Below are 26,224 nucleotides of genomic sequence, written 5' to 3'. Positions count from 1 at the left end.
CGTCCCGCCGTCACGCCATGGCCGAGCCCTCGCCGGCCGGCCTCGGGGCCGGGGCTTCCTCGGTGTCCGGCCTCCTTCGCATCGCCATCAGCAGGGTGATGACCGTGCCCACCACCGCCCACGCGGACAGCACCAGCAGCGGTCCGGTCACCGCGTTGCCCTTGAAGTAGGCGATCGAGCGCGCCACCCAGGTCCCGGCCCCCGGCGGCAGCGCGGGGCCGATCGCCCGCCAGAAGTCCGGGAGCATCGGGAGCGGGAAGGCGCCGCCCGCGCTCGGGTTGCCCGCGATCACCACGAGCAGCACGGCCAGGCCGATGCCGACGATGCCGGTGAGCGCCTCCAGGGCGAGGGTGATCATGCCGACCGCGAAGACGGTCAGCGCGCCCAGGCCGGACAGCCCCCAGAAGGATCCGGGGAGGGCTCCGAGGATCGGGCCGATGATGATCGCGCCGCCGATTCCGCCCGCGACCGAGTACAGCGCCATGACCCCGGTCCGGATCACCGCGCGCTGACGGTTGGCGGGGCGGGTGCCCGCGCTGATCGCCAGGATCGAGGCGCAGAGGTAGCCGCCCACGCACCAGCCCACGACCAGGTAGAAGGACGAGAGCCCGTCGAAGTCCTCGTCCGAGGCCGGGGCCACGTCCACGGTGCGTACCGAGCGCTGCTGGGTGAGGTCGGCCGCCGTGATGATCTTCGTCAGGGAGGTGGCCAGGACGGTGCCGCCGCCGGATGCCACCAGCAGGGTGTCGGTCGTGCCCCTGGGGGAGACGATCAGGGCGCCGTCGATGTCGCGGTCCAGGATCTGCTGCCGGGCGGTGGACGCGTCCTTGACCGCGCGGGGGTCCAGGGGGCCGCCGGGGAGGCCGTCCAGTTCGCTGACGAGCTGGGCGGACACCTGCTGGGGGGCGACGACACCGAAGGGGACGTCCGTCGGCTTCGGCTTGTGGAGCGCTCCGACATAGGACGCGATGAACAGCAGCTGCAGTGCCAGCACGCCGATGACGAGCAGTGCGGCCCGTGGAGTGACGGCGTTCTTCATCTCGTCGGCAAAAGTCATGACCCCACGGTCCGGGGTGTCCGTCGTTCACGCAGTCGGGACCGGGCCGAATGGCTGAGGGGCCCGGAGATGGCCCCCGCACTGGATATCGTACGAATGTTCGAAACTTGGTCTATGGTGGAGAGCGAGGGGGTGGTGAGTACGGATTGGTTCAGGAGGCGCGGGTGCCCGGGTTCACGCATCTGCATACCGTTTCCGGGTTCTCCCTGCGGTACGGGGCCTCGCACCCGGAGCGGCTGGCGGAGCGTGCCGCGGAGCGCGGGATGGGTGCTCTCGCGCTGACCGACCGCGACACCCTGGCGGGTGCGGTCCGGTTCGCCAAGGCCTGTGAGCGGGCGGAGATTCGGCCGCTCTTCGGGGTGGAACTCGCCGTGGCTCCCGCCGGGCGCCCGGAGGGTGACGGATACGCGCACCGGCCGCGGACCCCGGTCCGCGGAGGTGCCTTTGTCGATGAATCCGCACCCCGGGTCACCTTCCTCGCGCGTGACGGCGCCCTGGGCTGGGCCGGGCTGTGCCGCCTGGTCACCGCCGCCCACGCGGCCGTGCCCGACGGCGGCCGGCCCCTGCTCGACCGCTCCGCGCTGCCCGCCGAAGGGCTCACCGTGCTGCTCGGCCCCGCCTCCGAGGTGGGAGCGGCGCTGGCCGCGGGCCGCCCCGACCGGGCCGCCGCGCTGCTCGCACCCTGGCGGGAGGCGTACGGCGACGGCCTGCGGCTCGAAGCCGTCCACCACGGCCGGGACGGCACCGGGCCCGGTTCGCTGCGGCTCGCCGCCCGTACCGTCGGCTTCGCCGCCGAGCAGGGGGTACGGGCCGTGCTGACCAACGCCGTCCGGTACGCCGATCCGGGTCAGGGCCCCGTCGCCGATGTGCTCGACTCCGCCCGCAGGCTCGTACCCGTCGACCCGCGCCGCGCCCCGCTCGACAGCGGTGAGCGCTGGCTCAAGGACGCCCGCGCGATGGCGGAGACCGCTGAGCGGATCACCTCGGCCGCCGGGCTCGGTCCCGGCGCCGGGGCACGACTGATCGCGGAGACCGGGCACACCGCCGACGCCTGCGTGGTCGACCCCCAGGGCGACATCGGCCTCGGCTCCGTCCACTTCCCCGAACCGCACCTCGTCGGCGCGGACCGGCGCACCGCCCAGCGGGCGCTGGCCTCGCGGGCCGCCGCGGGCATGGTGCTGCGCGGCTACGACCGCAGGCGCGAATACTGGGACCGGATGCGTCACGAGCTGGACATCATCGCCCACCACGGCTTCGCCTCGTACTTCCTGACCGTCGCCCAAGTGGTCGACGACGTAAGGAAGATGAAGGTCCGGGTGGCTGCGCGAGGCTCCGGCGCCGGCTCCCTGGTCAACCATCTCCTCGGCATCGCCCACGCCGACCCGGTCGAGCACGGGCTGCTGATGGAGCGCTTCCTGTCCAAGCGCCGCTTCGTGCTGCCCGACATCGACATCGACGTCGAGTCGGCCCGCCGTCTCGACGTCTACCGCGCGGTCATCGGCCGCTTCGGCGCCGAGCGGGTCGCCACCGTCGCCATGCCCGAGACCTACCGGGTGCGCCACGCCATCCGCGACGTCGGTGCCGCGCTCTCGATGAACCCGGCCGAGACCGACCGGCTCGCCAAGGCCTTCCCGCACATCCGGGCCAGCGACGCCCGCGCGGCGATGGAGGAACTGCCCGAGCTGCGCGGGGTGGCGAGGGCGAAGGAGAAGTACGGACGGCTGTGGGAGCTTGTGGAGGCGCTGGACGCGCTGCCGCGCGGTATCGCCATGCATCCGTGCGGGGTCCTCCTCTCGGACGCCTCGCTGCTGCGCCGCACCCCCGTCGTGCCCACCAGCGGCGAAGGTTTCCCGATGGCGCAGTTCGACAAGGAGGACGTGGAGGATCTCGGGCTGCTCAAGCTCGACGTGCTCGGTGTACGGATGCAGTCGGCGATGGCGCACGCGGTTGCCGAGGTGAAGCGGGCCTCGGGCCGGGAGGTGGACCTGGACGCCGTGGAGCCGCGCGACCCGGAGACGTACCGGCTGATCAGGACCGCCGAGACGCTGGGCTGTTTCCAGATCGAGTCGCCCGGCCAGCGCGATCTGGTCGGCAGGCTCCAGCCGGCGGACTTCCACGACCTGGTGGTCGACATCTCGCTGTTCCGGCCCGGTCCGGTCGCCGCCGACATGGTGCGCCCGTTCATCGAGGCCCGGCACGGCCGGGCGCCGGTCCGCTACCCGCACCCCGACCTGGAGGGGCCACTGCGCGGGACGTACGGAGTGGTGGTCTTCCACGAGCAGATCATCGAGATGGTCGACATCATGACCGGCTGCGGCCGGGACGAGGCCGACCGCGTCCGGCGCGGGCTCTCCGACCCCGAGTCGCAGGGCCGGATCAGGGTCTGGTTCGCCCGGCACGCGGCGGCGCGGAAGTACGGCGCGGACGTGATCGCTCGTGCCTGGGAGATCATCGAGGCCTTCGGCAGCTATGGCTTCTGCAAGGCGCACGCGGTGGCCTTCGCCGTACCGACGTACCAGTCGGCCTGGCTGAAGGCGCATCACCCGGCGGCCTTCTACGCCGGGCTGCTCACCCATGACCCCGGGATGTACCCGAAGCGGCTGCTGCTCGCGGACGCGCGGCGCCGCGGGGTGCCGGTGCTGCCGCTGGATGTGAACCGGTCGGCGGCCGCTCATCGAATCGAACTGGTGTCTGATGGGGAAGGGGGGAGGGAATCCTGGGGGCTGCGGCTGGCGCTCTCCGACGTCCATGGGATCAGTGAGGCCGAGGTCGCCCGGATCGAGGCCGGACAGCCCTACACCTCACTGCTGGACTTCTGGCAGCGGGCCCGTCCGGGAAAGCCCGCCGCCGAGCGGCTGGCCCAGGTCGGCGCGCTGGACGCGTTCGGCGCCAACCGCCGTGACCTGCTGCTGCACCTGTCCGAACTCCACCGGGCCCAGCGCGGCGCGGGCTCCGGCGCCCAGCTTCCCCTCGGCGGCGGGCACCGCACCGGCTCCATCGGCCTGCCCGACCTCAACGAGGCGGAACGGCTCAGCGCCGAACTGGGCGTGCTGAGCATGGATGTGTCGCGGCATCTGATGAGCGATCACCATGCCTTCCTCGAGGAGCTCGGCGCGGTCTCGGCCAAGCGGCTGCGCGAGGCTCGGCACGGGGACACCGTGCTGGTCGCGGGCGCCAAGGCGGCCACCCAGACCCCGCCCGTCCGCTCCGGGCGACGGGTCGTCTTCACCACCCTGGACGACGGTACGGGTCTGGTCGACCTGGCCTTCTTCGACGACAGCCACGCCGCCTGCGCGTACACGGTCTTCCACTCCTGGCTGCTGCTGGTACGCGGAGTGGTGCAGCGGCGCGGGCCGCGGAGCCTGAGCGTGGTCGGCGCCGCCGCCTGGAACCTGGCCGAGCTGGCCGAACTGCGGCGCACCGGCGGGCTCGACGCGGTCGCGGCCCGGCTGGCGGAGGTGCCCGCCGAGCCGGCCGCTCCGGAGGAGAAGGCATCCGCTGCCGACGACGGCCGCCGGATCCGGATGCCCACCGGCTACGAGATGAACCCCTGGTCCGACCTTCAGCCGCCCGGCGAGGGAGTGCCCACCGGAAGGAAGCTGTGGCACCAGAGCCCGGGGAGCGCGGGATGAGCGGGTGAGCGGGATGAGCGGAGCGAGTGGGGTGATCATGACGACTGGGGTGAGTGGGGTGGCCGGGGTGAGTGAGCAGCCCGGAATCCTCTGCCTGCGGTTCCGCCGGATCGGTGGTGGCCTCCCGGACGGCGCCGGCTACGCGGGGCTGCTCGCCCTGCTCGGTTCGTTCACTCCGGTCGTCGAGGCGGCGCCGCCCGATGGTGCGCTCGCCGATGTGCGGGGCGCGCTGCGCTACTTCGGGCGGGATGTGGCGGGTCTCGCCTCGGTGATCCGGGTCCGTGCACTGGCCCTGCATGGTGCGGACTGCGCCATCGGGGCCGCCGAGAACCCGATGCTGGCCCGGATGGCTGCACGGCAGGCCGCGCCCGGGACGACCTTCGTGGTGCCCGTCGGAGGGGCCGCCGCCTTCCTCGCGGACCGGCCGGCCGCCGCACTGGACGGCGTCGGGGCGGCGACGGCCCGCACCCTGTGCGGATACGGGCTCGACTCCGTCGGCCGGATCGCGGCCGCCCCGCTCGGCACGCTCCAGCGGATCACCGGGGTGCGGACCGGGCGCGAGCTGTGGGAGCGGGCGCACGGCATCGACCGTACGGCGGTCGTGCCGAACGCCGCGGCCCGCTCGATCGCCGCCGAACGGACCTTCCCCCGCGACGAGCTGGACCGGGAGCGGCAGCGGCGTGCCCTCATGTCGCTCACCGAGGAGCTGGGGGCGAGGATGCGCGGCGAGGGGCGGGTGTGCCGTTCGCTCGCGGTCTCCGTGCGCTATGCCGACCGGACCGGCTACTCGACGCTGACCCGCAGCCGTACGCTCCGCGAACCCACCGCACACTCCGCGGAACTCACCGCGCTCGCCTACCGGATCCATGACTCGTTCGCCCTGCAACGGGCCCGGGTGCGAGGCATCGCGCTGCGGGCCGAGGGGATCGGCGACGCCGGGCGTGCCGCGCACCAGCTGACCTTCGACCCGGTCGACGAACGGGCGCGGCGGATCGAGGCGGTGGCGGACCGGCTGCGGGAGAAATTCGGGGAGCGGGCCGTGATGCCGGGGCGGCTCGCGGCCTGACCTGCCCGCCGGAGGCTGCCCCGGGGCTACGGTTGGTACCGCGTCAGTTTTTACCGACGCGTAACTTCCCACACAACATTACTCGTGCGTAAGTTGGCATGAGCACCTAGAAAGTCGTCAGAACTTGTGGTCCGGGCCGCAGGGTGCACAGACATCGCAACTCCCTTGAGCCGCAAGGAGACCCCACGATGCTGCCCTGGACCCGTGCGTCGCGCGCCCCACGTGCGCGGACAGCCCTCGCCGCACTGCTCCTCGCCGTAGCCGCAGCCGCCACCCCCACGGCCACTGCCGCTGCAGCCACCCCCACCGCCGCCACGGCCACCTCCCGTGGCTGGAACGACTACTCCTGCAAGCCCTCCGCAGCCCACCCCCGGCCCGTCGTGCTGGTCCACGGAACCTTCGGGAACTCGGTCGACAACTGGCTCGTCCTCGCTCCCTACCTGGTCAACCGGGGCTACTGCGTCTACTCGCTCGACTACGGGCAGCTTCCCGGAGTGCCGCTCTTCAACGGTCTCGGCCCGATCGACAAGTCGGCCGGACAGCTCGCCACGTTCGTCGACAAGGTGCTCGCCTCCACCGGGGCCCCCGAGGCCGACCTCGTCGGCCACTCCCAGGGCGGCATGATGCCGAACTACTACCTGAAGTTCCTCGGCGGAGCGGCCAAGGTGAACGCCCTGATCGGACTCGCGCCCGACAATCACGGAACCACCCTCCTCGGCCTGACCAAGCTGCTGCCGTACTTCCCCGGCGCCGAGGACCTGCTCGACGCCGCTACGCCCGGACTCGCCGACCAGGTCGCCGGATCGCCCTTCGTCACCAAGCTCAACTCGGTCCCCGACACCGTGCCCGGCGTGCACTACACCGTCATCGCGACCCGGTACGACGAGGTGGTGACCCCGTACCGGACACAGTTCCTGGACGGGCCGGACGTACGTAACGTGCTGCTCCAGGACCTGTGCCCGGTCGACCTGTCCGAGCACGTGGCGATCGGGACCATCGACAGGATCGCCTTCCACGAGGTGGCGAACGCCCTGGATCCGGCGCACTCCACCCCGACCACCTGCGCCTCGGCCGTCGGGTAGGGCCTCCCGGTCCGGTCCGGTCCGTGCCGGGCTGGCCGAAGTCCGTGCCGGGCCGCTGCGGCGGTCCGGCGCCGGACCGAGGCCGGCAGCGCGGCGGCGCCCACGGTGACCGCGGCCGCGCCGCCCATGGCCCGGTAACGCGTGGCGGCGCCGGCCCCGTCCCGGCGAGGGTGCCTGCTTCCGCGACCGCTTCTCCGCGACACCGCACACCACTGTCAGTGCCAGCTGGCACGATCGGTGCATGACGACGATCGACTGGGATTCAGCTGCCGGTTCCTTCGACGAGGAGCCGGACCACGGTCTGCTCGATCCCGTGGTCCGGCACGCCTGGGCGCGGCGCCTGGAGAGCTGGCTGCCCCGGGAGCGCTGCGAGGTGCTCGATCTCGGCTGCGGCACCGGAAGCCTGTCCCTGCTCGTTGCCGGTCAGGGGCACCGCGTCACCGCCGTCGACCGCTCGCCCCGCATGGTGGAGCAGGCGCGCGCCAAGCTGGCCGGTACCGGCACCGAGGTGCTGACCGGTGACGCCGCCGCGCCACCCGTCGGCAAACAGCGGTTCGACGTGATTCTGGCCCGGCACGTGGTGTGGCTGCTCCCTGATCCGGCGGAGGTCCTGCGCCACTGGTTCGGCCTGCTGCGGCCGGGCGGCAGACTGGTGCTGATCGAAGGCGTGTGGAACGGGGTGGGGCTGTCGGCCTCGCAACTCACCGCGCTGCTCGCCCCCTTCACCGAGCGCGTCCACCACGAACCGCTCTCCGGCGACCGCGATCTCTGGGGCAAGGAGGTCGACGACGAGCGCTACGCCCTGGTGGCGCGGGCCGAGCCCCCGCGCCGGCACACCGAGGTCGTCGACGTGCATCTGATCCTCCGCCGCGGCTCCGACGTCCTGCTCGCCCGCCGGGCCGGTACGGGGTACGCGGACGGACTGCTGCACGCTCCGTCCGGGCACGTGGAGGACGGCGAGGACGTCCGGGAGGCGGTGATCCGCGAGACGGCCGAGGAGATCGGTGTGATGCTCGAACCGGAGGAGCTGCGCATGGCCCTGGTCATGCAGCACCGGGGGCCGGGCGGCAGCCCCAGGACGGGCTGGTTCTTCGAGGCGGCGTACGACCCGGACCGCCCGCCGTACAACCGGGAACCCGACAAGTGCTCCGAGCTGGAGTGGTTCCCGCTGGACGCCCTGCCGGACGACATGGTCGCGTACTGCCGTGCGGGCCTCGACGGCTACCGGGCGGGGGAGCACTTCCTGATCCACTGGCACGAGGACGGCGACACCGTCGCGTTCGAACCGAGAGGGGTGCGACGCGCCGTCCCGCTGCCGGCCGGCGGAGCCCGCACCGGGCGGCTGCACCACATCGAGCTGTGGGTGCCCGATCTGACGGCGGCCGTGGCCGGCTGGGGGTGGCTCCTCGGAGAGCTGGGCCATGTCCCGTACCAGCAGTGGGCGCATGGGCGCAGCTGGCGGCGGGGCGAGAGCTATGTGGTGATCGAGCAGTCGCCCGATCTGGCCCCCGGGGCGCACGAACGACGGCGCCCCGGACTCAACCATCTCGCGTTCCACGTCGAGGACCGGACCGCTTTCGACGCGCTGGTGGCCCGCGCCCCGGAGCACGGCTGGCGGCTGCTCTTCGAGGACCGTCATCCGCACGCGGGCGGCGGCGGGCACGTGGCCGCGTATCTGGAGGACGCGGCGGGGTACGAGGTGGAGCTGGTGGCGAGCTGAGGGAGCGGGGAGCGAAGCGGGGCAACGGAGCGGAAGAGAGGGGCCGGAGAGCCGGGCGGGGTGCCGGGCGCCCTCGGCCCGGCAGCCCGGCACCAGCCCGGAGCCTCAGCCCAGCAGCCCGGCGAACCCCTCCGCCGTGCGGGCGATCCGTTCCAGCTCGTCCAGGGCCGCCACGGCGGCCCCCGCCGCCTCCGGGTCGCGTCCGGCCAGGCCGCTCTCCTCGAACTCGTCCTCGTCCAGCCGCAGTACGGCGGAGCGGTCCGCCGGCACCCACAGGTCGAGATCCAGGTCCTCGACGAGCAGTTCGCCGTCCCGCAGCACAGCGGGGCGGGTCACATCGCAGTACCAGCCCTTGAGCTGACCCGTGCCCGTGCGGACCTCCTTCACCGCGAACCAGGCATCGCGCCAGTAGTACTCGGTGAAGACATCGCCGGGCTCGAAGCGTTCGAAGCCGAAGTCGCGCACGCCGGGCGCCGCCCAGGGCGCCCGTACCGTCACCCGGGTGCCGTCGTCGGCGACCAGCGCGGCGGGATAGCGGATCTTGGTCTTTCCGGCCTTGACCAGGACGACGGTCAGTCCGGCGTCAGCCGATCCTGCGGACATGGCGTACCTCCGTGGCGCAGATCTCGTAGCCGAACCAGCGGTTGATCGCCAGCATCGGACCGTTGCCGGCGTCATTGCCGGTGTAGGCATCGGTGTACCCGGCATCGCGCGCCCGGTGCAGCGAGTCGTTCTTGGCGAGCTTCGCCAGCCCGCGATCGCGGTAGGCCCGGCGGGTGCCGGTCATCCCCGACCAGTAGCGGTTCACGCCGTCGGTCTCCGCCGCGCTGAACGCCGCCACCTCGCCGTCGGCGACCACGACCGTGGTGAGGCGGTGGTCGAGGCCGGGACTGCGCCAGGTCTCCGTCAGCCATTCCTCGTAGTCCGACAGCAGGGCCGGCGTGTCGCTGGGCTCGTCCGCGGTGGTCTCGGCATCCGCCTCGAAGAGCGGGCGCGGGTCGTCGTCGAAGTCGGCACCCGTACGCAGCTCGACACCGGCCGGGAGCTCCTGACGGGGCGGCAGCGTGCCGCGGGCCAGGTCGAGATGGAGGAAGTGGGCGGGCCGGCTCGGCTCATATCCGTGCTTCCCGGCGAAGGCCCGGTTGCCGGGGGTGTCCAGGACCCAGGTGTAGAAGGAGGTCGCGCCGGCGAGGGCCAGATATTCCTCGGCCGTGCGCAGCAGCAGCGTGCCCGCTCCCCGGCCGGTCCGCTCCGGGTGGGTGTACGGATTGCAGAACGCCTGGCCCGGCTCAGGACTCTCGTATGCCAGCCCCACCTGAGCCGTTCCGATGATCTCGCCGTCCTCCTCCGCGACCAGCAGCCGGTAGCGCTTGTCGGGATGGGCGGTGGCCAGATCGAAGAGGACCAGCTCCGGTGTGGTGACCATGTACGGGAGAGCCGCACGCCTCACCCGCACCCAGTCCTCGGCGTCGGCGGGCCGGAAATCGCGCACGATGACAGTCATGCGCCGGACCGTACCCGCAGGTCCGGCCGGGCCGCCCCCGAATTTCCGGCGGTGGGGCAGAATCGGCCCGTGACTCTGAAGATCGCCGTTGACCCGGATGCCGGCACCGCCCCGTACGAGCAGTTGCGCACGCAGATCTCCGAACTGGCCCGTTCGGGGACGCTGCCGGTCGGCTACAGACTTCCCACCGTGCGCGGCTTCGCCGAGGAACTGGGCCTCGCCGCCAACACCGTCGCCAAGGCCTATCGCGCGCTGGAGGCGGACGGAGTGATCGAGACGCGGGGGCGCAACGGGACGTTCGTCGCCGCCGCCGGCGACGCGGCCGAACGCAACGCGGCCTCCGCCGCACGCGAGTACGCGGAGCAGGCCCGGCGGCTGGGGGTGTCCCGGACACGGGCACTGGAGCTGGCCCAGGACGCGGTGCGGGCGGTGTACGCGGGGTGAGGTGAGGTCAGATGAGGAGACGGTGCGGGATGCCGGGTGCCCCGGTGGGCCCGCGCTCGGAGACACGGCCCGGGTCCGTCCCCTGGCGGTCCGCGCTCAGAGGTACAGTCCCGCATCCGCCCCCGAGTCCTGTTGGGGGACCGATGCGGGGCCCGTGCCGCGGCGCAGGGCGTACAGCTCCGCCAGAGTCGTTCCCTCACCGGCCGCGTCACGGCTCAGTCCCTCCGCCGTGCCGAGCCAGGCCACCGACTCGCTGCGGGTCAGCGGGCCCACATCGATCCGGGCCAGGCAGCGGCCGGGCCTGACGACCGCAGGGTGCAGCCGTTCCAGGTCCTCGTTGGTCGTCACGCCCACCAGTACGTTGCGGCCCTGGCCCAGCAGCCCGTCCGTCAGGTTCAGCAGCCGCGACAGCGCCTGGCCGGCCGTGTGCTTGGCCTCGCCGCGGATCAGCTCGTCGCAGTCCTCCAGGAGCAGCAGCCGCCAGCGGCCCTTCGCACTGCCGTCGTCCTCGCCGATCGCGATGTCCATCAGATAACCGACGTCGTTGAAGAGCCGCTCGGGGTCGAGCACGCAGTCGACCTGGCACCAGTCCCGCCACGACCGGGCCAGCGTACGCAGGGCGGAGGTCTTGCCGGTGCCGGGGGGCCCGTGCAGCAGGAGCAGCCGGCCCGCGATGTCGTCCGGGGTGACCTTCATCAGCCGGTCCATGGCCACGGCCACGGGCGCGGTGTAGTTGGGCCGGATCTCCTCCCAGGTGCCGGCCGAGATCTGACGGGTCGTGCGGTGCGGCCCCCGGTGCGGCGAGACGTACCAGAAGCCCATGGTCACGTTCTCCGGCTGGGGCTCCGGCTCGTCCTGGGCACCTTCCGTGGCCTCGTCGAGCACCTTCCTGGCGAGTTCGGCGCTGGTCGCGGTGACCGTGACGTCCGCGCCCCGGCTCCATCGCGAGACGAGCAGCGTCCAGCCCTCGCCCTCGGCGAGCGTGGCGCTTCGGTCGTCGTCGCGGGCGGCGCGCAGCACCCTCGCGGCTGCGGGGAGGAGGGTGGCACCCGTTCTGACACGGTCGAGGGACGAGCTGTGCGCGTACGGCTGCTCGCCCGTCGCGAAGCGGCCGAGGAGCAGCGCGTCGACGACGTCGGACGGGGAGTCGCTGTCGTCGACGGTGAGCCGGATCGGCAGAGCGGCCTCGGGGTTGGCAGACATGCCGCCCATGATCCGGCACCGGCGTAGGCGGCGCACCTGTGTTTCGGCAGCCGCCCTTGCCCGCCGGGGGCGGTCCACCCATGGCCCCGCCCGGGGTCATGGCCCGGAGTCCGCCACGGGGAGCGCCCTGCGCCGAGGTGATGTGTACGCGGATGTGACAGGTACTCCGACGGCACGCGTACCCCGATGTGACACGTTCTCAGCGCATTGCCGGCGAGACCGCGCCCGATGGACTTGGCATGCACACTTCCGAAAAGGCCTTCGCTGCTGCTACCACGGACGTGGCAGAGATCCTGCCGTTCGGTCCATGGGAGGTTCCATGAAAATTTCCAGAATTGTGGCGTTCTCGTCCTCGCTCCTGCTCGGTGCCGTCATCGCCCTGACCGGGGCGGCCACCGCGAACGCCGCGCCCTCCGTACAAGCCGTCGACTACGTCGCGCTGGGCGACTCCTACTCCTCGGGGGTCGGTTCCGGCAGCTACATCGGCTCCAGTGGTGACTGCAAGCGCAGCACCCTCGCCTACCCCTCCCTCTGGGCGGCCGCCCATGCGCCCGCCTCATTCGCCTTCACCGCCTGCTCGGGTGCCCGTACAGGTGATGTGACGGCGAACCAGCTCGGACCGCTCAGCTCCGCGACCGATCTCGTCTCGATCTCCATCGGCGGCAACGACGCGGGATTCGCCGATGTCATGACGACCTGTGTCCTCCAGTCGGAGGCCACCTGCCTCAACCGGATCGCCACCGCCCGCGGCTACGTGGACTCCACGCTCCCCGGCAAGCTCGACTCGGTGTACGACGCGATCAGCGCCAAGGCCCCGTCCGCCCATGTCGTCGTCCTCGGCTACCCGCGCTTCTACAAGATCGGCGGCAGCTGCGTCGTCGGTCTGAGTGACAAGGTGCGCACCGCCATCAACGGTGCCGCCGACTACCTCAACGCGGCCACCGCCAAGCGTGCCGCCGACCACGGATTCACCTTCGGTGATGTCGCCGGGCAGTTCACCGGCCACGAGATCTGCTCCGGGAGCGCCTGGCTGCACAGCCTCAACTGGCTCAACATCGGTGAGTCGTACCACCCCTTCGCCGCCGGGCAGTCCGGCGGCTATCTGCCCGTGCTCAACGCGCTCGACTGACCGGCGCGTACGTCCGTTCACCGCGTTCGCCCGCTGTATTCGTCCGCCGCTTCCGGGCGGCGTCCTGCCCGGCCGCCCGCCGGTGCGGGGCCTGCGGGCCGGGGTCCTGTCCGGCCGGCTGCCCCGACCGGCCTGCGGAGTCCGGACGCTGACGGTCTGTCCCGCTCGCCCGGGGGCGGGCAGCCGCACGGACAGATCGTCAACCTCCGTATGTGTGTGCTCAATCCTGCGCCCGGGATACACGTGTGTCGCCGAGGAGGGATAGGGTTAACCTGCCCGGGCCGGGTGCCCTCGTACGGGTGGGGAGTGACATGGAACAGATAACGGTGCGCAGCAGGGCTCGTGTGCCTGCCATTACCTGCGGAAGCAGCGCGACGAGTTCGCGCCTCGACCGCCATCTCGCAGTGCTGGGCGGTCCCGCCGTCCCGCAGCGTGAGTCCGCGGAGGCGACGTTGCTGATGCGTGAGCTGACCTCGCGCGATGCCGCGCACACCCGCCGGAGCAAGAGCGCGCGCGTCTCGCTCTTCGCCCCGCTGCGGCGACTGCGGCGCTCGCTCTTCGGCAGCCGCCACTGATCCGACCCCCGGTCCCGGCGCCGCGCCGCTGCCCGCTCTTCCGTCATCCCCGGAGCCGGCAGTGGCGCTTCGCCATGTCCGCGTGGATTCCCGGGCCTCTCACCCGGGGAAGGCCGGGTGCGTAGCCGCAGGTGTGATTTCTGGTGAAGTGGGTACCGAGGTAATTCGGCGCCGAAGTACTTCTACACTGTCGGCATGCCCGAGAAGCGAGCCGTGCGCCTGAGCCCCGACGAGCGAAGGGCGCAATTGGTCGCGATTGGCGTGGACATGCTTTCCGACTGCTCGCTGGACGAACTCTCCACCGACGATGTGGCGCGCCGGGCCGGCATATCCCGGGGGCTGCTCTTCCACTACTTCGACTCCAAGCGCGACTTCTACCGCTGCGTGGTGCGGCAGGAGTGCGACGACTTCGCCGCAGCCACGGAGCCGGACCCCTCGCTGGAGCCCGTTCCCTGGCTGCGGGCGTTCATTGCCGGCTTCGCGGCGTACGTCACGGAGCACCGCAGGGTCTATCTCGCCCTGGTCCGCGGTGCCGCCGGCAGCCATCCCGTCGTGGAGGACGTCGTCGAGTCCACCCGCGACATCCTGGCCCGGCGGGTGCGGGAGGGGCAGCGGCGTCTCGGGATGCCGGATGCGCCGAGGCCGCATGTCGCCGCCCGCGCCTGGATGGCCTTCGCCGAGGAGGCCGTCACCAGCTGGCCGCTCGACGGGCCGGACGCCCTCGACGAACTCGGCGCGTTCCTGGAGTCGAGCTTCGTCTCGCTGCTGGGCGCCCTGGACCGGCCGGTCGTGCTGCCCGGCTGAGTGCGGCACCCTCTTCTCGTCCGGGTGCGGTGCGCCCGGTTCTCATGCGCCGCCGCGCGAGTAGGGGCGTACGGACAGCGGGACGGCGACCGCGAGCAGCGGCGCCGACCAGAGCAGCGTCCCGGCCACCGGGTGGGCGACCGGCCATGCCGCGTCGGCCGCCGGTGCGGCGTTTCCGAAGAGATCCCGGACGGCCGCGGCGGCGGCGCTGATCGGGTTCCGTTCCGCCAGTGTGCGCAGCCATCCGGGCAGGTTGCCGGTCGGGATGTACGCGTTGGACAGCAGCGGCAGGATGAACGTCGAGGCGCCCAGCTGCCCTGCGGCCTCCTCGTTCCGGATCAGCAGTCCCAGCCGGCACCCCACCCACGAGGTGGCGAACCGGAACAGCAGGAGCAGCCCGAACGCGCCCAGTGCGGCGGCCGGACCGCCCTCGATCCGCCGGCCCACGGCGAGTCCGACCAGCATCAGGGGTACCAGGCCGGCCGCTGCCGAAGACGTAGCCGGATCAGGGCCGGGAAGTACCCGCGGATGGCGGCGGGGTTCGCCGAGGACCCCGGGCCGATCGACCTGGACGCCGTGTTCGACCGGGCGCCGGCCCGCGTGCTGGACTCCTCCGGCCGCTCGTAGGACGGTCCGCCCCCGCCGGGGCCGGGCCGGAGCCGGACGGGGGTCAGAGCAGCGCGAACTGCCCGTCGGGGCCCTCCTCCCGGTGGTCGAGCACGGAGGCGGGCCGCCGGGCGGCTGACGGTACCGGCAGCACGCCCGCCGCCCGCAGCTCGGGTACGCCGATCTCCGGTCCCTCCGCCAGTTCGTCCTGCCGGGGCCGTACTTCGGCGAGCAGGGCGAGCAGCGTGATCAGTTCCAGCAGCTCCGAGGTCCACTCCCGCGGCCAGGCGCGGGGGCGTACGGCCTCCAGTCCGTCCGCCCCGGCCACCGCGGTCCGGCGCCCGAACCACAGCTCCAGCATCCGCACCCCGCCCACCTGGAACTCCCACGCACCGGCGGGCACCGGGGAGATGCGGCCGGAGCCGATGGCCAGCACCTGCGCATCGGCGTCGTACGACAGCTCCGACGGGGCGGGCGGTACCGCGGCCCGCACATAGGGGCGGCGCCCGCCCGGCAGCCGAGGTCGCTCGCCGCCCCGAGCCCCGCGCAGCTGGAGCCGCAGCAGCTCATGCCCCAGCGCCACCCCCGCCGACCAGCGCGCGGTGTCCGAGGGAAGTGGCACGATTCGGCCGGCCGGGGAGTCGCGGGCCGCCGCGAGGATCCAGGCCAGGACCGACCCGGCCGTGACCGTGTCCCCGTGGCGGGCGCGCAGCAGGCCGAGCAGCCCCGGGGCCAGATTGGGTTCGGTGCCCAGGGGGCGCCGGTACAGCGGGCGGATCCGGCCGGGCCGGCCTGCGGGGGAGTGGCCGTCGGGGAGCAGCGCGGTCACCGAGAGGGCGGGGCCCGTGTCCTGGGGGACCCGGCCGTGCTCGACCAGGAAGAGCTGGTGGTCGTCGGCGACCCGCCACAGTTCGGGCCGGGCCACGTCGATCAGGCGGTGGTCGGGGAGCAGCCACTGCTCGTCGAACGGTCCGTGCAGGATCCGTACCGGATCGGGGCACGGCCCCGGCTCACGGGCGAACCGGCCGGTCCCGGTGGACTGTCCGGGCAGGGCCGCCACCGGAGTCTGCGGGGTACGCGCACGGGTGGGCCCGAACAACCGCTCGCGCTCGGGTTCCGGAGCGTGCGCCAGCCGCTCCCAGCGGGCCCTGAGCGATGCCGCGTCCGGGGCGGTCACCCAGGGGCGCCCGGTCCTGAGCGGCCGTACGGACCAGGGCATGAGGTCGTCGAGGAGCGGGCTGTGCGGGCCCTCACCGGAGCCGGCCGCCGCCGGAGCTGCCACCGTGTCGTCCTCCCCGTCGCCACACCTGCCGCTTCCCCCGGCATCGTAACGGCGACGCCGGGGCTGTCGGCAGGGCGCCCGCCGGGGCGTGCGGGGCGCAGCGGGCGCCCGCCCTCGCGGAGGCTGTTGGGGCGGCCGTCGCCCGGTGGGTCTCCACGATGGCGGTGGCCGTTGGCCGGGGGCCTTCCCCGTGACCGAGGCCGTTGCTCAGTGGGCCTCCAGCGTGACCGAGAAGGAGAACCGGTCGCCCCGGTAACGGATCTGCGCCACATCGACCACCCGGCCGCCCTCGTCGTACGTCACGCCCGTGTAGTACAGGATCGGGCTGAGCAGCGGGACCCGGAGGAGCTCGGCCGTGGACGGGTCGGCGAGCCGGGCCTCGACCGTGTCGGTGATCCGGGAGATGGGCACACCGACGCGGTCGCGCAGCACCTTCGTCATCGGCCAGCGTTCGAGGTCGGCGGGGTCGAGCCCGGCCGCGATCTCCGGATGGACCCAGTTCTGCGCCCAGTTGGTCGGCTCGCCGGATTCCTCCTCGCACCGCAGCCGCTGATAGCCGGTGACCTCGTCGCAGCCGGGAAAGTACTCCGCGACATCGCCCGGCACCGGGCACGGGCCGTGGCCGAGCACGGTGGTCCGCTCGCCCGACTGCTGGGCGACGATCGCGTCGACCGAGCCGAGCAGCCGCACCGGCGAAACGCGGCGGGCGCGCGGCTCGATGAAGGTGCCGCGCCGGCGGTGCCGGCTGATCAGCCCCTCCGTCTCCAGCTCCTTGAGCGCCTGGCGCATGGTGAGGACGCTGACGCCGTAGTGCGCGGCGAGTTGTTCCTCGGTCGGCAGCCGCAGCGTGGCGTCCGCCGTGCGGCCCAGTATCGAGGCCCGCAGCGACTGCGAGACCTGGTACCACAGCGGGAGCTTGCGGTTCAGGACCAGTGAGTCGGGTGCGAAGGCGGCCCCCGGGACCGTGGGGGGTTTCGGAGGGGACTGCGGCACCTGGGTCACCTGCGTTCGTCGTCGCTGCGGCACGGGGGCCGCTACGGCCTGAAGTTGCGGCTCAGACCCTGCCACACGTCGTCGTAGCCGTGCTGCAGATGGCCGGCCGTCGCCGCCTGACCGGTCGCGGTGACCGGCCAGCGGGTCTCGAACATGAAGGCCAGACCGTCGTCGATCTTCTGCGGCCTCAGCTCCGCCGCGCTCGCCCGCTCGAAGGTCTCCCGGTCCGGGCCGTGCGCCGACATCATGTTGTGCAGGGAGCCGCCGCCGGGCACGAAGCCTCCCTTGCCCGCCGTCTTCGCGTCGTACGCGCCCTCGATCAGGCCCATGTACTCGCTCATGACGTTGCGGTGGAAGTACGGCGGCCGGAACGTGTCCTCGCCCACCAGCCAGCGCGGCGCGAACACCACGAAGTCGACGCCCGCCAGTCCGGGGGTGTCCGTCGGCGAGGTCAGCACCGTGAAGATCGACGGGTCCGGGTGGTCGTAGCTGATCGAGCCGATGACATTGAAACGGCGCAGGTCGTAGACGTACGGCGTGTGGTTGCCGTGCCAGGCGACGACATCGAGCGGTGAGTGGTCGTACGTCGCCGACCAGAGGTTTCCGCAGTACTTGTTGATCACCTCGACCGGTCGCTCCACGTCCTCGTACGCGGCGACCGGCGCGAGGAAGTCCCGTGCGTTGGCGAGGCCGTTGGCGCCGATCGGGCCGAGATCGGGGAGGACGAACGGCTGGCCGTAGTTCTCGCAGACATAGCCGCGGGCGGTGGCGTCGAGCAGTTCGACCCGGAAGCGGACACCGCGCGGGATCAGGGCGACATGGCCGGGTTCGGCCCGCAGCAGGCCCAGTTCGGTGCGCAGCAGCAGGCCGCCCTGCTCGGGGACGATGAGGAGTTCGCCGTCGCTGTCGCTGAACACCCGGTCGGTCATGGCGGAATCGGCGGCGTACAGGTGCACGGCCATGCCGGTGCGCTCGGCGGCGTTGCCGTTTCCGCCCAGCGTCCACAGCCCGGACAGGAAGTCCGTGCCGGGCGCGGGCTCGGGGAGCGGGTCCCAGCGCAGCCGGTTGGGATCCGGGACGGTCTCGGTGAAGGGCGCGGTGCGCAGGGCGCCGTTGTCGGTCCGCGTGAACGGCGGGTGGGCGGCCGAGGGGCGGATCCGGTAGAGCCAGGAGCGGCGGTTGTGGGCGCGCGGCTCGGTGAACGCCGAGCCGCTGAGCTGCTCGGCGTAGAGCCCCAGCGGTGCGCGCTGGGGGGAGTTGCGGCCGTGCGGCAGTGCCCCCGGCACCGCTTCCGAGCTGTGCTGATTGCCGAATCCGGCGGAGTGCGCGAGCCCTTCCGCCGTCTTCCGTGCCTGCTCGATGCCGCTCATGTGTGTGCTCCCTGTGCATGAGGAAGAGTTCGGAATCCTGGAATCCTATGGTCAACCGTAGGAATTGGACCGTGGCGAGTCAACGGCATTCGTGCGGCACAGGGGGGTTCCAAAAGTTGAACAATGCTCTACTCTCCGGCACATGTCGTGGACACGAAGACTTCTGGTGGTTCTGGCGGCGCTCGCTGCCGCCCTTCTCGCGGCCCCGGCCGCCCAGGCGCACGAGGAACGGCCGGTCACCCTGCCCGACGGCACCGGCAGTGTCCCCGTGTACCGCGCGGGCGAGCCCGATCTGCTGGTCTGCAAGAGCGACCGGGCCGACTTCGAGCGCCGGATATCCGGCTTCCCGGACGCCCTGCGAACCAGGAACCTGAAGCTCTTCGACCGGTGCCAGAAGTCCGGCTACCGCCACCTCCAGCAGGCCGTCGACGCCGTCACCCGGCCCGGGAGGAACATTGCGATCCTGCCCGGCCTCTACGAGGAGGAGCCCTCGCTCCCCGCGCCGAAGGGGGAGTGCGCCCGGCTGAAGGCCCCCAACTCCCAGCTCGGCTACCAGATCCTGAGCTACGCCCAGCAGGCGAAGTGCCCGCACAACCAGAACCTCGTGGCGATCCTCGGCAAGAAGGACCTCCAGATCGAGGGCACCGGAGCCGAGCGCACGGACGTCGTCATCGACGCCAAGTACCAGAAGCTCAACGCGGTGCGGGCGGACGGCTCCGACGGGGTCTACTTCAAGAACTTCACCGCCCAGCGCACCACGTTCAACTCGCTGTACATCCTGGCCCAGGACGGATTCGTCATCGACGACGTCCTGACCCGGTGGAACGACGAGTACGGCTTCCTGACGTTCGCGAGCGACCACGGCCTGTACAAGAACTGCGAGTCGTACGGCAACGGCGACTCCGGCATCTACCCGGGCAGCGCGTCGAACATCAACGACGGGTACGGCTACCGGGTCCCGCGCTACTCGATCGAGATCACCGGCTGCCGCAGCCACCACAACATGGTCGGCTACTCCGGCACCGCGGGTGACTCGGTGTACGTCCACGACAACGAGTTCGACCACAACATGGGCGGCGCCTCGATGGACAGCGCCTTCCCCGGCCACCCCGGCCTGCCGCAGAACCACGCCCGCTTCGAACGCAACCTGATCCACGACAACAACGCCGACTACTACCCGTACGTCGCCGACGGCACATGTGCCAAGCCGCCCGTCGAGCGCGGTTACGAGGACGGGGTGGTCTGCCCGCAGATCTCCATGCCGCCGGGCTCCGGCATCATCACCGCGGGCGGCAACTGGAACCTCTACGAGAACAACTGGGTCTACGGGCAGAAGCGTGCCGCCTTCTTCCTGAGCGCCGTACCCGCCTTCATCCGGGGCGAGGACGCGCTCGGCAAGCAGACCGACACCTCGCACCACAACCGGTACGCGAACAACCACCTCGGCACGGACAAGCAGGGCAGATCGCGCCCCAACGGCGCCGACGTGTGGTGGGACGGCCAGGGGGCGGGCAACTGCTGGCAGTCGGACGCGGGCGCCTCCACACCGCGTTCGCTGCCCGCGTGCGGGTCGAAGCGGGGTGAGGTCACCGGCGGCACCGACCGGCTGGTGGGCGAGCCCGTCAAACTCGCCCAGCTGCTGGTCTGCGCCGACTACAACGTGCAGGCACGCCGCCTGCCGGCGGGCTGCGACTGGTACGGGGCACGCGGCATCGAGCGCGTCGAGGTGCAGGCGGCCCTCGGTATCGCGGTGGTGCTGGTGCTGGTCGGCGGGGTGCTGTGGTGGCGCCGGCTGCGGTCCAGCCGGCTCGCCGCGGCCGCCACGGTTCTCGGTCTCATCGGCCTCGGTCTGGACGTGGCCGGCTCGACCACGGGCCTCGCCTCCACCTACGTACCCGCCCTCGCGCTCCTGCTGACCGGAGTCTGGTGGACGGGCATCGGGCTGGTGCTGCGACGGGAGCGGCCGTGGCTGGGCTGGACCACGGTGGTGCTGGGCGGTCTGACCCTTCTCGACGCGCTGGACAAGGGCGTGTTCATGATCCCGTGGATCCCGCTGAGCCCGGCCTGGGTACGGGGGCTGCTCGGCCTGGTCTGGGTGATGTGGGCCGTGGTGGCCGCCGCCCGCCACGGAGAGCCCGAGAAGGGGACGCCGGGCGCGACGGGGGGCCGGGGAGGGGACGGGGCGTCCGCTCCGGATCCGGCCACCGGTTCGGACGGCGGGGCGGATCCGGAAGTCCCCGCTCGACCCGCCTCGTCCACCCCGCAGACCGCCGCCCCGGACGGAGAGCCGTCGTGAACCAGCACCTGCACCGGCATCAGCACCAGTACGAGCACCAGCACCGGAACCGGGGACCGGTCCGAGGGCGCAGGTCCGCCGCCGCCCTGCTCGTCGCCGCAGCTCTCCTGTTCGGCGCGGGTGCCTGCGGAGGGCGGGCCACCACGCACCACAAGCCGGGCACCAGCCATGAGCAGGCCACCGGCGGCAACGGCCGGCTCCTGAAAGCGGACGACGGTTCCGGGAACCGGCTGCGTCGGATCGACGCCCAGGGCGCGCCCGAGGTGGCCCTGGCCGTCCGGCCCGACTCGGAGGACGGCTGGAACGTCCACCTCTCGGTACGGAACTTCCGGTTCACCCCGGACAGCGTCGGCGGCGCCGCACTCCTGGGACGCGGTCACGCCCGCCTCTTCCTCGACGGTCACCCCCTGGCCCGTGTCTACGGCGCCTGGTTCCACCTTCCGCAGTCGCTCCTGCGCGGCGCCGGGGGCGGCACCCGGCTCACGGCCCGTCTCTACGCCGACGACCACACCGCGTGGGCCGTCGGCTCCACCCCGGTCCAGGCCACCGCCACGCTCGGCGGGGCCACTTCGGCCGGCCGCCCCACGCCCGGCTCCGCCACCACCGTGGAGATCTCCGTCCACGACGGCAAGGTCAGCCCCGCCCCCGGGCGCACCGAGGTCAAGAAGGGCCGCACCGTGCGCCTCCAGGTCCGCAGCGACCGCGCCGACACCCTTCACGTACACGGCTACGACAAGGAGGCGCGGCTGCCCGCAGGAGAGACCGTCACCCTCACCTTCACCGCTGACCGCACCGGGCTCTTCGAGGTCGAGACACATGAGTCCGACCTGCTCCTGACCCAACTCGTCGTACGGTGAAGGGCGTCGGCGATCCCGGCGCCGTGAGCGTCCTCGCCCACGGCATCGGCGCCCAGCACGACCTGCCCCTCTCGCCCTTCTACGCCTTCGCCGGGGCCTTCGCCGCGCTCTTCGTCTCCTTTCTCGCGCTCGGCCTGCTCTGGTCCGCCTCCCGGTTCCGAGGCGACCGGGCGGGCCGGCCGCTGCCGACGGCCGTCCAGCGCGCGGCCGACGCCCGCCCCATCCGCCTCGCTGCCCGCGCGCTCGGCCTGGGCGCCGCGCTCCTGGTCGTGGCGTACCTGCTCCTCGGGCCGGCCGGCCCGGACCGCAACCCGGCCCCCGGCGCCGTCTACGTACTCCTGTGGGTCGGGCTCGTCCCGGCCTCGCTGCTGTTCGGGCCCGTCTGGCGGCTGCTCAACCCGCTGCGCACCCTCCATCTCCTCGGCTGCCGTGCGCTCGGACGTGATCCGGCCGCAGGCCGCGCCCTGCCCGCACGCCTGGGGATGTGGCCCGCTGCCGCCGGGCTCCTCGCCTTCACCTGGCTCGAACTCGTCGCCCCCGACCCCGCCTCGCCCACTGCCCTGCTGCTCTTCCTCGCCCTCTACTCCGCCGCTCAACTGGCGGGCGCCGCCGCGTACGGCGCCCGCTGGTTCGACCACGCCGATGCCTTCGAGGCCTACTCGGGCCTCCTCGCCCGGCTCTCCCCGCTCGGCCGCCGCCCCGCGGACCGCCGCCTCGTCCTGCGCTCCCCGTTCAACGGACTCGACGCGACGCCCCGGCTCGCCGGTCTCGTCGCCACCGTCTGCGTGATGCTCGGCTCCACCGCCTACGACGGCTTCTCCGACGCGCCGTCCTGGATCAACACCGTCCAGACCTCGGCCCTGGGCCGTACCACCACGGCCACGCTCGGCCTGCTGGGCGCCGTCGCCCTCGTCGCCGGGCTCTACGGCCTCTGCGCCGGTGCCGCCCGGCTCATCTCCGGTCAACTGCCGCACCCCCTCACCGCCTTCGCGCACTCCCTGGTTCCGATCGCCCTCGGCTATCTCGTCGCCCACTACTTCACACTCTTCGTCACCGAAGGTCCGCGCACGGTCATGGTGGCACTCGGCGCCGACAATCCCGTACCGCCCGAACCGCCGCTGGGGCCGGGCGGCATCGCCACACTCCAGGTCGTCGCGATCGTTCTCGGCCATGTCCTCGGTGTCATTGCCGCCCATGACCGTTCCGTCCGGCTCTTCCCGCCCGGGCGTGCCGTCGCCGGCCAGCTTCCGCTGCTGGTCCTGATGGTCGCCTACACGACCGGCGGACTGGCCCTGCTCATCGCCTGAGACCGAGCGGGGCGGCGCCCGCACCGGCAGAGCCGGGCACCGGGCCGGGGCGGCGGACCCCGGCCCCCGCTCCCGGCGGAGGAGCCCCACGGCATCATGGAACCCGTGCCCCACGCGAACACGAACCTCCGCCGCGCCCCCGTGCAGCAGCGCAGCGCCGAGCGCCTCGCCCGGATACTCGACGCCTGCGCCGAACTCCTCGACGAGACCGGTTACGAGCAGCTCTCCACCCGGGCGGTGGCCGTACGCGCCGGGGTGCCCATCGGTTCCGTCTACCGGTTCTTCTCCAACAAGCGGGCGCTGGCCGACGCACTGGCCCGCCGTAACCTGGACCGGTACGCCGAGCGGATCGCCGCCCGGCTGGCCGCCATCCCGGCGGGCGACTGGCGCCGCGCCATCGACGCCGTGCTCGACGAGTACCTGGCGATGAAGACCTCCGTCGCCGGCTTCTCCCTCATCGACTTCGGTGCCCCCGCACCCGGCGACGACCCGGCCGACGATGCCAACCAGCGCGTCGCGGGCCGGCTCACCGATCTGCTGGCCCGCCATCTCGACCGGGACCCCGACGAGGACCTTCTGCGCGCCATCCTGGTCTGCGTGGAGGCCGCCGACGCCCTGCTCCAACTCGCCTTCCGCACCGACCCGTCCGGCGACCGGGCGATCGTCGCCGAGACCCGGGTGCTGCTTCAGGCCTACCTCGCGCGCGTGCTGGGCTGACCCCGAGGAGGACCCGAAAGCAGGCCTTGGGAAAGGGTCTTGAGGGGACGGGGCGGGCCTTGGGGGCGGGCTTTGGGGGCAGGATCCGGGAACGGAGTCCGGGAACAAGCCCTGGGAACAGGCCCTGGGAACAGGCCTTGGAAACAGGCCCTGGGAACAACCATCTTCGCCGCGCGCCTCCCCAGCATGCGTACCGGTCGGTATGCTCGGCCGTGCTTGCGCATGCCCGCGTGTCACCGCTGCCGCCGCCCCGGGAGGGCCCCATGCCGCACGACCCCAGCAGCTCTCGTACCGCCCTGCGCATCTGCCCCCTCTGCGAGGCCACCTGCGGGCTCAGCCTCACCATCGAAGGGGGCAGGGTCACCGGCGCCCGGGGGGACCGGGAGGACGTGTTCAGCAAGGGCTTCATCTGTCCGAAGGGTGCGTCGATCGGCGGTCTGGACGAAGACCCCGACCGGCTGAGCACCCCTCTCGTCCGGAAGGGCGGCGTGCTGACGGAGGCGAGCTGGGGCGAGGCGTTCGAAGCGATCGCCCGCGCCCTTCCCGCCGTCGCGCGGGAGCACGGGCCGCAGGCCGTCGGCGTCGTCCTCGGCAACCCCAATGTGCACACCATGGCCGGAGCGCTCTACCCGCCCGCTCTGCTCGCGGCCCTCGGCACCCGGGCGCTGTTCACCGCGAGCACCCTGGACCAGATGCCCAAGCACGTCTCCAGCGGGCTGCTCTTCGGCGACCCGAACACCATCCCGGTGCCGGACCTCGACCGCACCGGCCATGTGCTGATGCTGGGCGCCAATCCGCTCGAATCCAACGGCAGTCTGTGCACCGCCCCGGACTTCCCCGGCAAGCTCAAGGCGCTGCGCCGGCGCGGTGGCAGCCTCACCGTCGTCGACCCGCGCCGCACGCGCACCGCGCGCCTGGCCGACCGGCATGTGGCCATCCGGCCCGGCACCGACGCCCTCCTGCTCGCCGCGATGGCCCACGTTCTCTTCGAGGAGAAGCTCACCGATCCCGGCGTGCTCGCGGACCACGTCGAGGGGATCGGTGAAGTCGCCGACGCCGTAAGTGACTTCACGCCCGAGGCCGTCGCCGCGGCCTGCGACGTGGACGCCGGCACCATCCGTACCCTCGCCCGCGAACTCGCGGCCGCCCCCACCGCCGCCGTATACGGCCGCATAGGCAGCTGCACCGTCGAACACGGCACCCTCGCCAGCTGGCTCGTCGACGTACTCAACGTCCTCACCGGCAACCTCGACCGCCCCGGCGGCGCCCTCTTCCCGCTCTCCGCGACCGCCCGCGCCCCCCGCCCCGCCGCCCCCGGGAAGGGGTTCACCCTCGGCCGCTGGGCGAGCCGCGTCTCCGGCCACCCCGAGGCCAAGGGCGAACTGCCCATCTCCGCACTGGCCGAGGAGATCGGGACGCCGGGCCCGGACCGGATCCGCGCCCTGATCGTCCTGGCGGCGAACCCCGTGCTCTCCGCACCCGACGGCAACCGGCTCGACGGTGTGCTCGCGGACGGGCTCGACTTCATGGTGAGCGTCGACCCCTATCTCAACGAGACCTCCCGCCACGCGGACGTGGTGCTGCCCCCGCCGCCGCCCTCGCAGAGCGCCCACTTCGACTTCGCGTTCAACACCCTGGCCGTGCGCAACCAGGTCCGCTACACCCGCCCCGCCCTCCCTCTGGACGACGGCCGGATGGACGAGGCCGAGATCCTCGCCCGGCTCGTCCTCGCCGTGTCCGGGATGCACGGTGCGGAGCCGGACGCCGTGGACACCATGATCATCGACCGGGCCCTCGGCAAGGCGGTGGCCGACCCGCTGTCGCCGGTGCACGGCCGGGACCCCGTCGACGTCTCCGCCGCGCTCACCGGCCGCACCGGGGCGGAGCGGCGCCTCGACCTGATGCTTCGTCTCGGCCCGTACGGTGAGGGCTTCGGTGCCGACCCCGGCGGCCTGACCCTGGAGCGGCTGCTCGCCCACCCGCACGGCATCGACCTCGGTCCCCTCGCTCCGCGCGTCCCCGAGGTGCTCACCACCCGCAGCGGGCGCGTCGAGCTGTTCCCGGCCCCGATCGCGGCCGACCTGCCGAGGCTGCGCCGCGCCCTCGAAGGCCGCGGGGACCCCGGGGCGCTCGTCCTCGTCGGCCGCCGGCATCTCCGTTCCAACAACAGCTGGCTGCACAACGTCGCCGCACTGCGTGGCGGGTCGAACGTCTGCACCCTCCAGATCCATCCCGAGGACGCGGCACGGCTCGGACTGGCCGACGGGGCGTCCGCCACGGTCACCGCGGACGGCGGTGCGCTCACGGTCCCGGTCGAGGTCACCGACAGCGTGCGCTCCGGCGTGGTGAGCCTCCCGCACGGCTGGGGGCACGACCGCCCCGGCACCAGGCTGTCCGTCGCCGCCGAGCGGCCCGGCGTCAACGTCAACCAGCTCCTCGACGGCAGCCGCCTCGACCCGCTGTCCGGCACCGCCGTGCTCAACGCGATCCCCGTCACGGTGACACCGTCCCCTTGAGCGGGGGCGGTTCCGCGCGTATCGCCGCTATGCCGACGTCCCGCTGACGCCACCCGGCACGCCC

The 26,224-nt window shown here is 72.6% G+C and carries 20 protein-coding genes and 1 pseudogene; 13 read left to right on the top strand and 8 right to left on the bottom strand.

The genetic code is table 11. The features are described from left to right. Positions 1–10: 10 nt before the first annotated feature. Entirely contained in the window at positions 11–1,057 is a 1,047-nt protein-coding gene (locus ACZ4LX_RS21605; protein WP_467647153.1) for a DUF3533 domain-containing protein, read from the bottom strand. Positions 1,058–1,221: 164 nt separating this feature from the next. Between ACZ4LX_RS21605 and ACZ4LX_RS21600 the strand changes: the two genes are divergently transcribed. The 4 genes from ACZ4LX_RS21600 to ACZ4LX_RS21585 all read left to right on the top strand — a co-directional run bounded on the left by ACZ4LX_RS21600 (position 1,222) and on the right by ACZ4LX_RS21585 (position 8,557). Further along, on the top strand, positions 1,222–4,689 hold the full coding sequence (locus tag ACZ4LX_RS21600; RefSeq protein WP_467647150.1) for a DNA polymerase III subunit alpha: 3,468 nt from the start codon (positions 1,222–1,224) through the stop codon (positions 4,687–4,689). Positions 4,690–4,726: 37 nt separating this feature from the next. Next, the gene (locus ACZ4LX_RS21595; protein ID WP_467647146.1) at positions 4,727–5,755 is read left to right on the top strand and encodes a DNA polymerase Y family protein; all 1,029 of its coding nucleotides are present in this window, start codon (positions 4,727–4,729) and stop codon (positions 5,753–5,755) included. A 188-nt stretch (positions 5,756–5,943) separates the two neighbouring features. Then, positions 5,944–6,837: an esterase/lipase family protein gene (locus ACZ4LX_RS21590; protein ID WP_467647143.1), complete on the top strand. Its 894-nt coding sequence runs from the start codon at positions 5,944–5,946 to the stop codon at positions 6,835–6,837. Between the two features lie 241 nt (positions 6,838–7,078). Next, positions 7,079–8,557: a methyltransferase domain-containing protein gene (locus ACZ4LX_RS21585; RefSeq protein WP_467647141.1), complete on the top strand. Its 1,479-nt coding sequence runs from the start codon at positions 7,079–7,081 to the stop codon at positions 8,555–8,557. Between the two features lie 105 nt (positions 8,558–8,662). Here ACZ4LX_RS21585 and ACZ4LX_RS21580 read toward each other — a convergent pair whose 3' ends face one another. Beyond that, positions 8,663–9,160 carry a ribonuclease FAU-1 family protein gene (locus tag ACZ4LX_RS21580; protein ID WP_467647138.1) on the bottom strand — a complete coding sequence of 166 codons (498 nt, stop codon included), beginning with the start codon at positions 9,158–9,160 and terminating at the stop codon, positions 8,663–8,665. Beyond that, positions 9,141–10,061 (bottom strand): GNAT family N-acetyltransferase, encoded by a 921-nt coding sequence (locus ACZ4LX_RS21575; RefSeq protein WP_467647134.1) that lies wholly within the window; start codon positions 10,059–10,061, stop codon positions 9,141–9,143. Before ACZ4LX_RS21575 ends, ACZ4LX_RS21580 begins: the two co-directional genes overlap by 20 nt. Before the next feature lie 69 nt (positions 10,062–10,130). Between ACZ4LX_RS21575 and ACZ4LX_RS21570 the strand changes: the two genes are divergently transcribed. Beyond that, positions 10,131–10,505: a GntR family transcriptional regulator gene (locus ACZ4LX_RS21570; protein ID WP_467647130.1), complete on the top strand. Its 375-nt coding sequence runs from the start codon at positions 10,131–10,133 to the stop codon at positions 10,503–10,505. Between the two features lie 96 nt (positions 10,506–10,601). On the opposite strand, the gene ACZ4LX_RS21565 is transcribed toward ACZ4LX_RS21570, so the two are convergent. Beyond that, positions 10,602–11,717 carry a DUF5925 domain-containing protein gene (locus tag ACZ4LX_RS21565; RefSeq protein ID WP_467647127.1) on the bottom strand — a complete coding sequence of 372 codons (1,116 nt, stop codon included), beginning with the start codon at positions 11,715–11,717 and terminating at the stop codon, positions 10,602–10,604. A 310-nt stretch (positions 11,718–12,027) separates the two neighbouring features. On the opposite strand from ACZ4LX_RS21565, the gene ACZ4LX_RS21560 reads away from it, so the two are divergent. From ACZ4LX_RS21560 to ACZ4LX_RS21550, 3 genes are all read left to right on the top strand, one after another. Continuing rightward, the gene (locus ACZ4LX_RS21560; protein WP_467647121.1) at positions 12,028–12,837 is read left to right on the top strand and encodes an SGNH/GDSL hydrolase family protein; all 810 of its coding nucleotides are present in this window, start codon (positions 12,028–12,030) and stop codon (positions 12,835–12,837) included. A gap of 311 nt (positions 12,838–13,148) precedes the next feature. Then, a complete protein-coding gene (locus tag ACZ4LX_RS21555) occupies positions 13,149–13,412 on the top strand; it encodes a hypothetical protein (RefSeq protein WP_467647113.1) in 264 nt (87 codons plus the stop codon). Positions 13,413–13,607: 195 nt separating this feature from the next. Further along, positions 13,608–14,216, top strand: a complete 609-nt coding sequence (locus ACZ4LX_RS21550; RefSeq protein ID WP_467647108.1) for a TetR/AcrR family transcriptional regulator — start codon at positions 13,608–13,610, stop codon at positions 14,214–14,216. A 42-nt stretch (positions 14,217–14,258) separates the two neighbouring features. Here ACZ4LX_RS21550 and ACZ4LX_RS21545 read toward each other — a convergent pair. The 4 genes and pseudogenes from ACZ4LX_RS21545 to hmgA all read right to left on the bottom strand — a co-directional run. Further along, positions 14,259–14,705, bottom strand: a pseudogene (locus ACZ4LX_RS21545) (ABC transporter permease); the annotation flags it as partial. A gap of 181 nt (positions 14,706–14,886) precedes the next feature. Further along, positions 14,887–16,104 (bottom strand): type ISP restriction/modification enzyme, encoded by a 1,218-nt coding sequence (locus ACZ4LX_RS21540; protein WP_467647102.1) that lies wholly within the window; start codon positions 16,102–16,104, stop codon positions 14,887–14,889. Positions 16,105–16,311: 207 nt separating this feature from the next. Further along, on the bottom strand, positions 16,312–17,097 hold the full coding sequence (locus tag ACZ4LX_RS21535; protein WP_467647096.1) for a GntR family transcriptional regulator: 786 nt from the start codon (positions 17,095–17,097) through the stop codon (positions 16,312–16,314). Between the two features lie 41 nt (positions 17,098–17,138). After that, on the bottom strand, positions 17,139–18,467 hold the full coding sequence (hmgA, locus tag ACZ4LX_RS21530) for a homogentisate 1,2-dioxygenase (RefSeq protein ID WP_467647090.1): 1,329 nt from the start codon (positions 18,465–18,467) through the stop codon (positions 17,139–17,141). Positions 18,468–18,609: 142 nt separating this feature from the next. Between hmgA and ACZ4LX_RS21525 the strand changes: the two genes are divergently transcribed. The 5 genes from ACZ4LX_RS21525 (at position 18,610) to ACZ4LX_RS21505 (ending at position 26,160) form a co-directional block, all read left to right on the top strand. Continuing rightward, positions 18,610–20,763: a right-handed parallel beta-helix repeat-containing protein gene (locus ACZ4LX_RS21525; protein ID WP_467647083.1), complete on the top strand. Its 2,154-nt coding sequence runs from the start codon at positions 18,610–18,612 to the stop codon at positions 20,761–20,763. 86 nt (positions 20,764–20,849) lie between these two features. Beyond that, positions 20,850–21,620: a hypothetical protein gene (locus ACZ4LX_RS21520; RefSeq protein ID WP_467647327.1), complete on the top strand. Its 771-nt coding sequence runs from the start codon at positions 20,850–20,852 to the stop codon at positions 21,618–21,620. 23 nt (positions 21,621–21,643) lie between these two features. Then, positions 21,644–22,927 (top strand): hypothetical protein, encoded by a 1,284-nt coding sequence (locus tag ACZ4LX_RS21515; RefSeq protein ID WP_467647078.1) that lies wholly within the window; start codon positions 21,644–21,646, stop codon positions 22,925–22,927. 96 nt (positions 22,928–23,023) lie between these two features. After that, positions 23,024–23,644, top strand: a complete 621-nt coding sequence (locus ACZ4LX_RS21510; RefSeq protein ID WP_467647072.1) for a TetR/AcrR family transcriptional regulator — start codon at positions 23,024–23,026, stop codon at positions 23,642–23,644. A 263-nt stretch (positions 23,645–23,907) separates the two neighbouring features. After that, positions 23,908–26,160: a molybdopterin-dependent oxidoreductase gene (locus tag ACZ4LX_RS21505; RefSeq protein WP_467647069.1), complete on the top strand. Its 2,253-nt coding sequence runs from the start codon at positions 23,908–23,910 to the stop codon at positions 26,158–26,160. The last annotated feature ends 64 nt before the right edge of the window (positions 26,161–26,224 follow it).

Source organism: Streptomyces sp. NPDC026062 (genome assembly GCF_055568375.1).
This window is presented reverse-complemented; position numbering and strand designations above follow the sequence as displayed.

Coding starts and splice junctions, on each gene's coding strand:
- ACZ4LX_RS21510 (WP_467647072.1), top strand. CDS start 23,024: ATGGAACCCGTGCCCCACGCGAACACGAACCTCCGCCGCGCCCCCGTG.
- ACZ4LX_RS21525 (WP_467647083.1), top strand. CDS start 18,610: ATGTCGTGGACACGAAGACTTCTGGTGGTTCTGGCGGCGCTCGCTGCC.
- ACZ4LX_RS21590 (WP_467647143.1), top strand. CDS start 5,944: ATGCTGCCCTGGACCCGTGCGTCGCGCGCCCCACGTGCGCGGACAGCC.
- ACZ4LX_RS21605 (WP_467647153.1), bottom strand. CDS start 1,057: ATGACTTTTGCCGACGAGATGAAGAACGCCGTCACTCCACGGGCCGCA.
- hmgA (WP_467647090.1), bottom strand. CDS start 18,467: ATGAGCGGCATCGAGCAGGCACGGAAGACGGCGGAAGGGCTCGCGCAC.
- ACZ4LX_RS21560 (WP_467647121.1), top strand. CDS start 12,028: ATGAAAATTTCCAGAATTGTGGCGTTCTCGTCCTCGCTCCTGCTCGGT.
- ACZ4LX_RS21595 (WP_467647146.1), top strand. CDS start 4,727: ATGACGACTGGGGTGAGTGGGGTGGCCGGGGTGAGTGAGCAGCCCGGA.
- ACZ4LX_RS21505 (WP_467647069.1), top strand. CDS start 23,908: ATGCCGCACGACCCCAGCAGCTCTCGTACCGCCCTGCGCATCTGCCCC.
- ACZ4LX_RS21555 (WP_467647113.1), top strand. CDS start 13,149: ATGGAACAGATAACGGTGCGCAGCAGGGCTCGTGTGCCTGCCATTACC.
- ACZ4LX_RS21565 (WP_467647127.1), bottom strand. CDS start 11,717: ATGGGCGGCATGTCTGCCAACCCCGAGGCCGCTCTGCCGATCCGGCTC.
- ACZ4LX_RS21550 (WP_467647108.1), top strand. CDS start 13,608: ATGCCCGAGAAGCGAGCCGTGCGCCTGAGCCCCGACGAGCGAAGGGCG.
- ACZ4LX_RS21575 (WP_467647134.1), bottom strand. CDS start 10,061: ATGACTGTCATCGTGCGCGATTTCCGGCCCGCCGACGCCGAGGACTGG.
- ACZ4LX_RS21580 (WP_467647138.1), bottom strand. CDS start 9,160: ATGTCCGCAGGATCGGCTGACGCCGGACTGACCGTCGTCCTGGTCAAG.
- ACZ4LX_RS21585 (WP_467647141.1), top strand. CDS start 7,079: ATGACGACGATCGACTGGGATTCAGCTGCCGGTTCCTTCGACGAGGAG.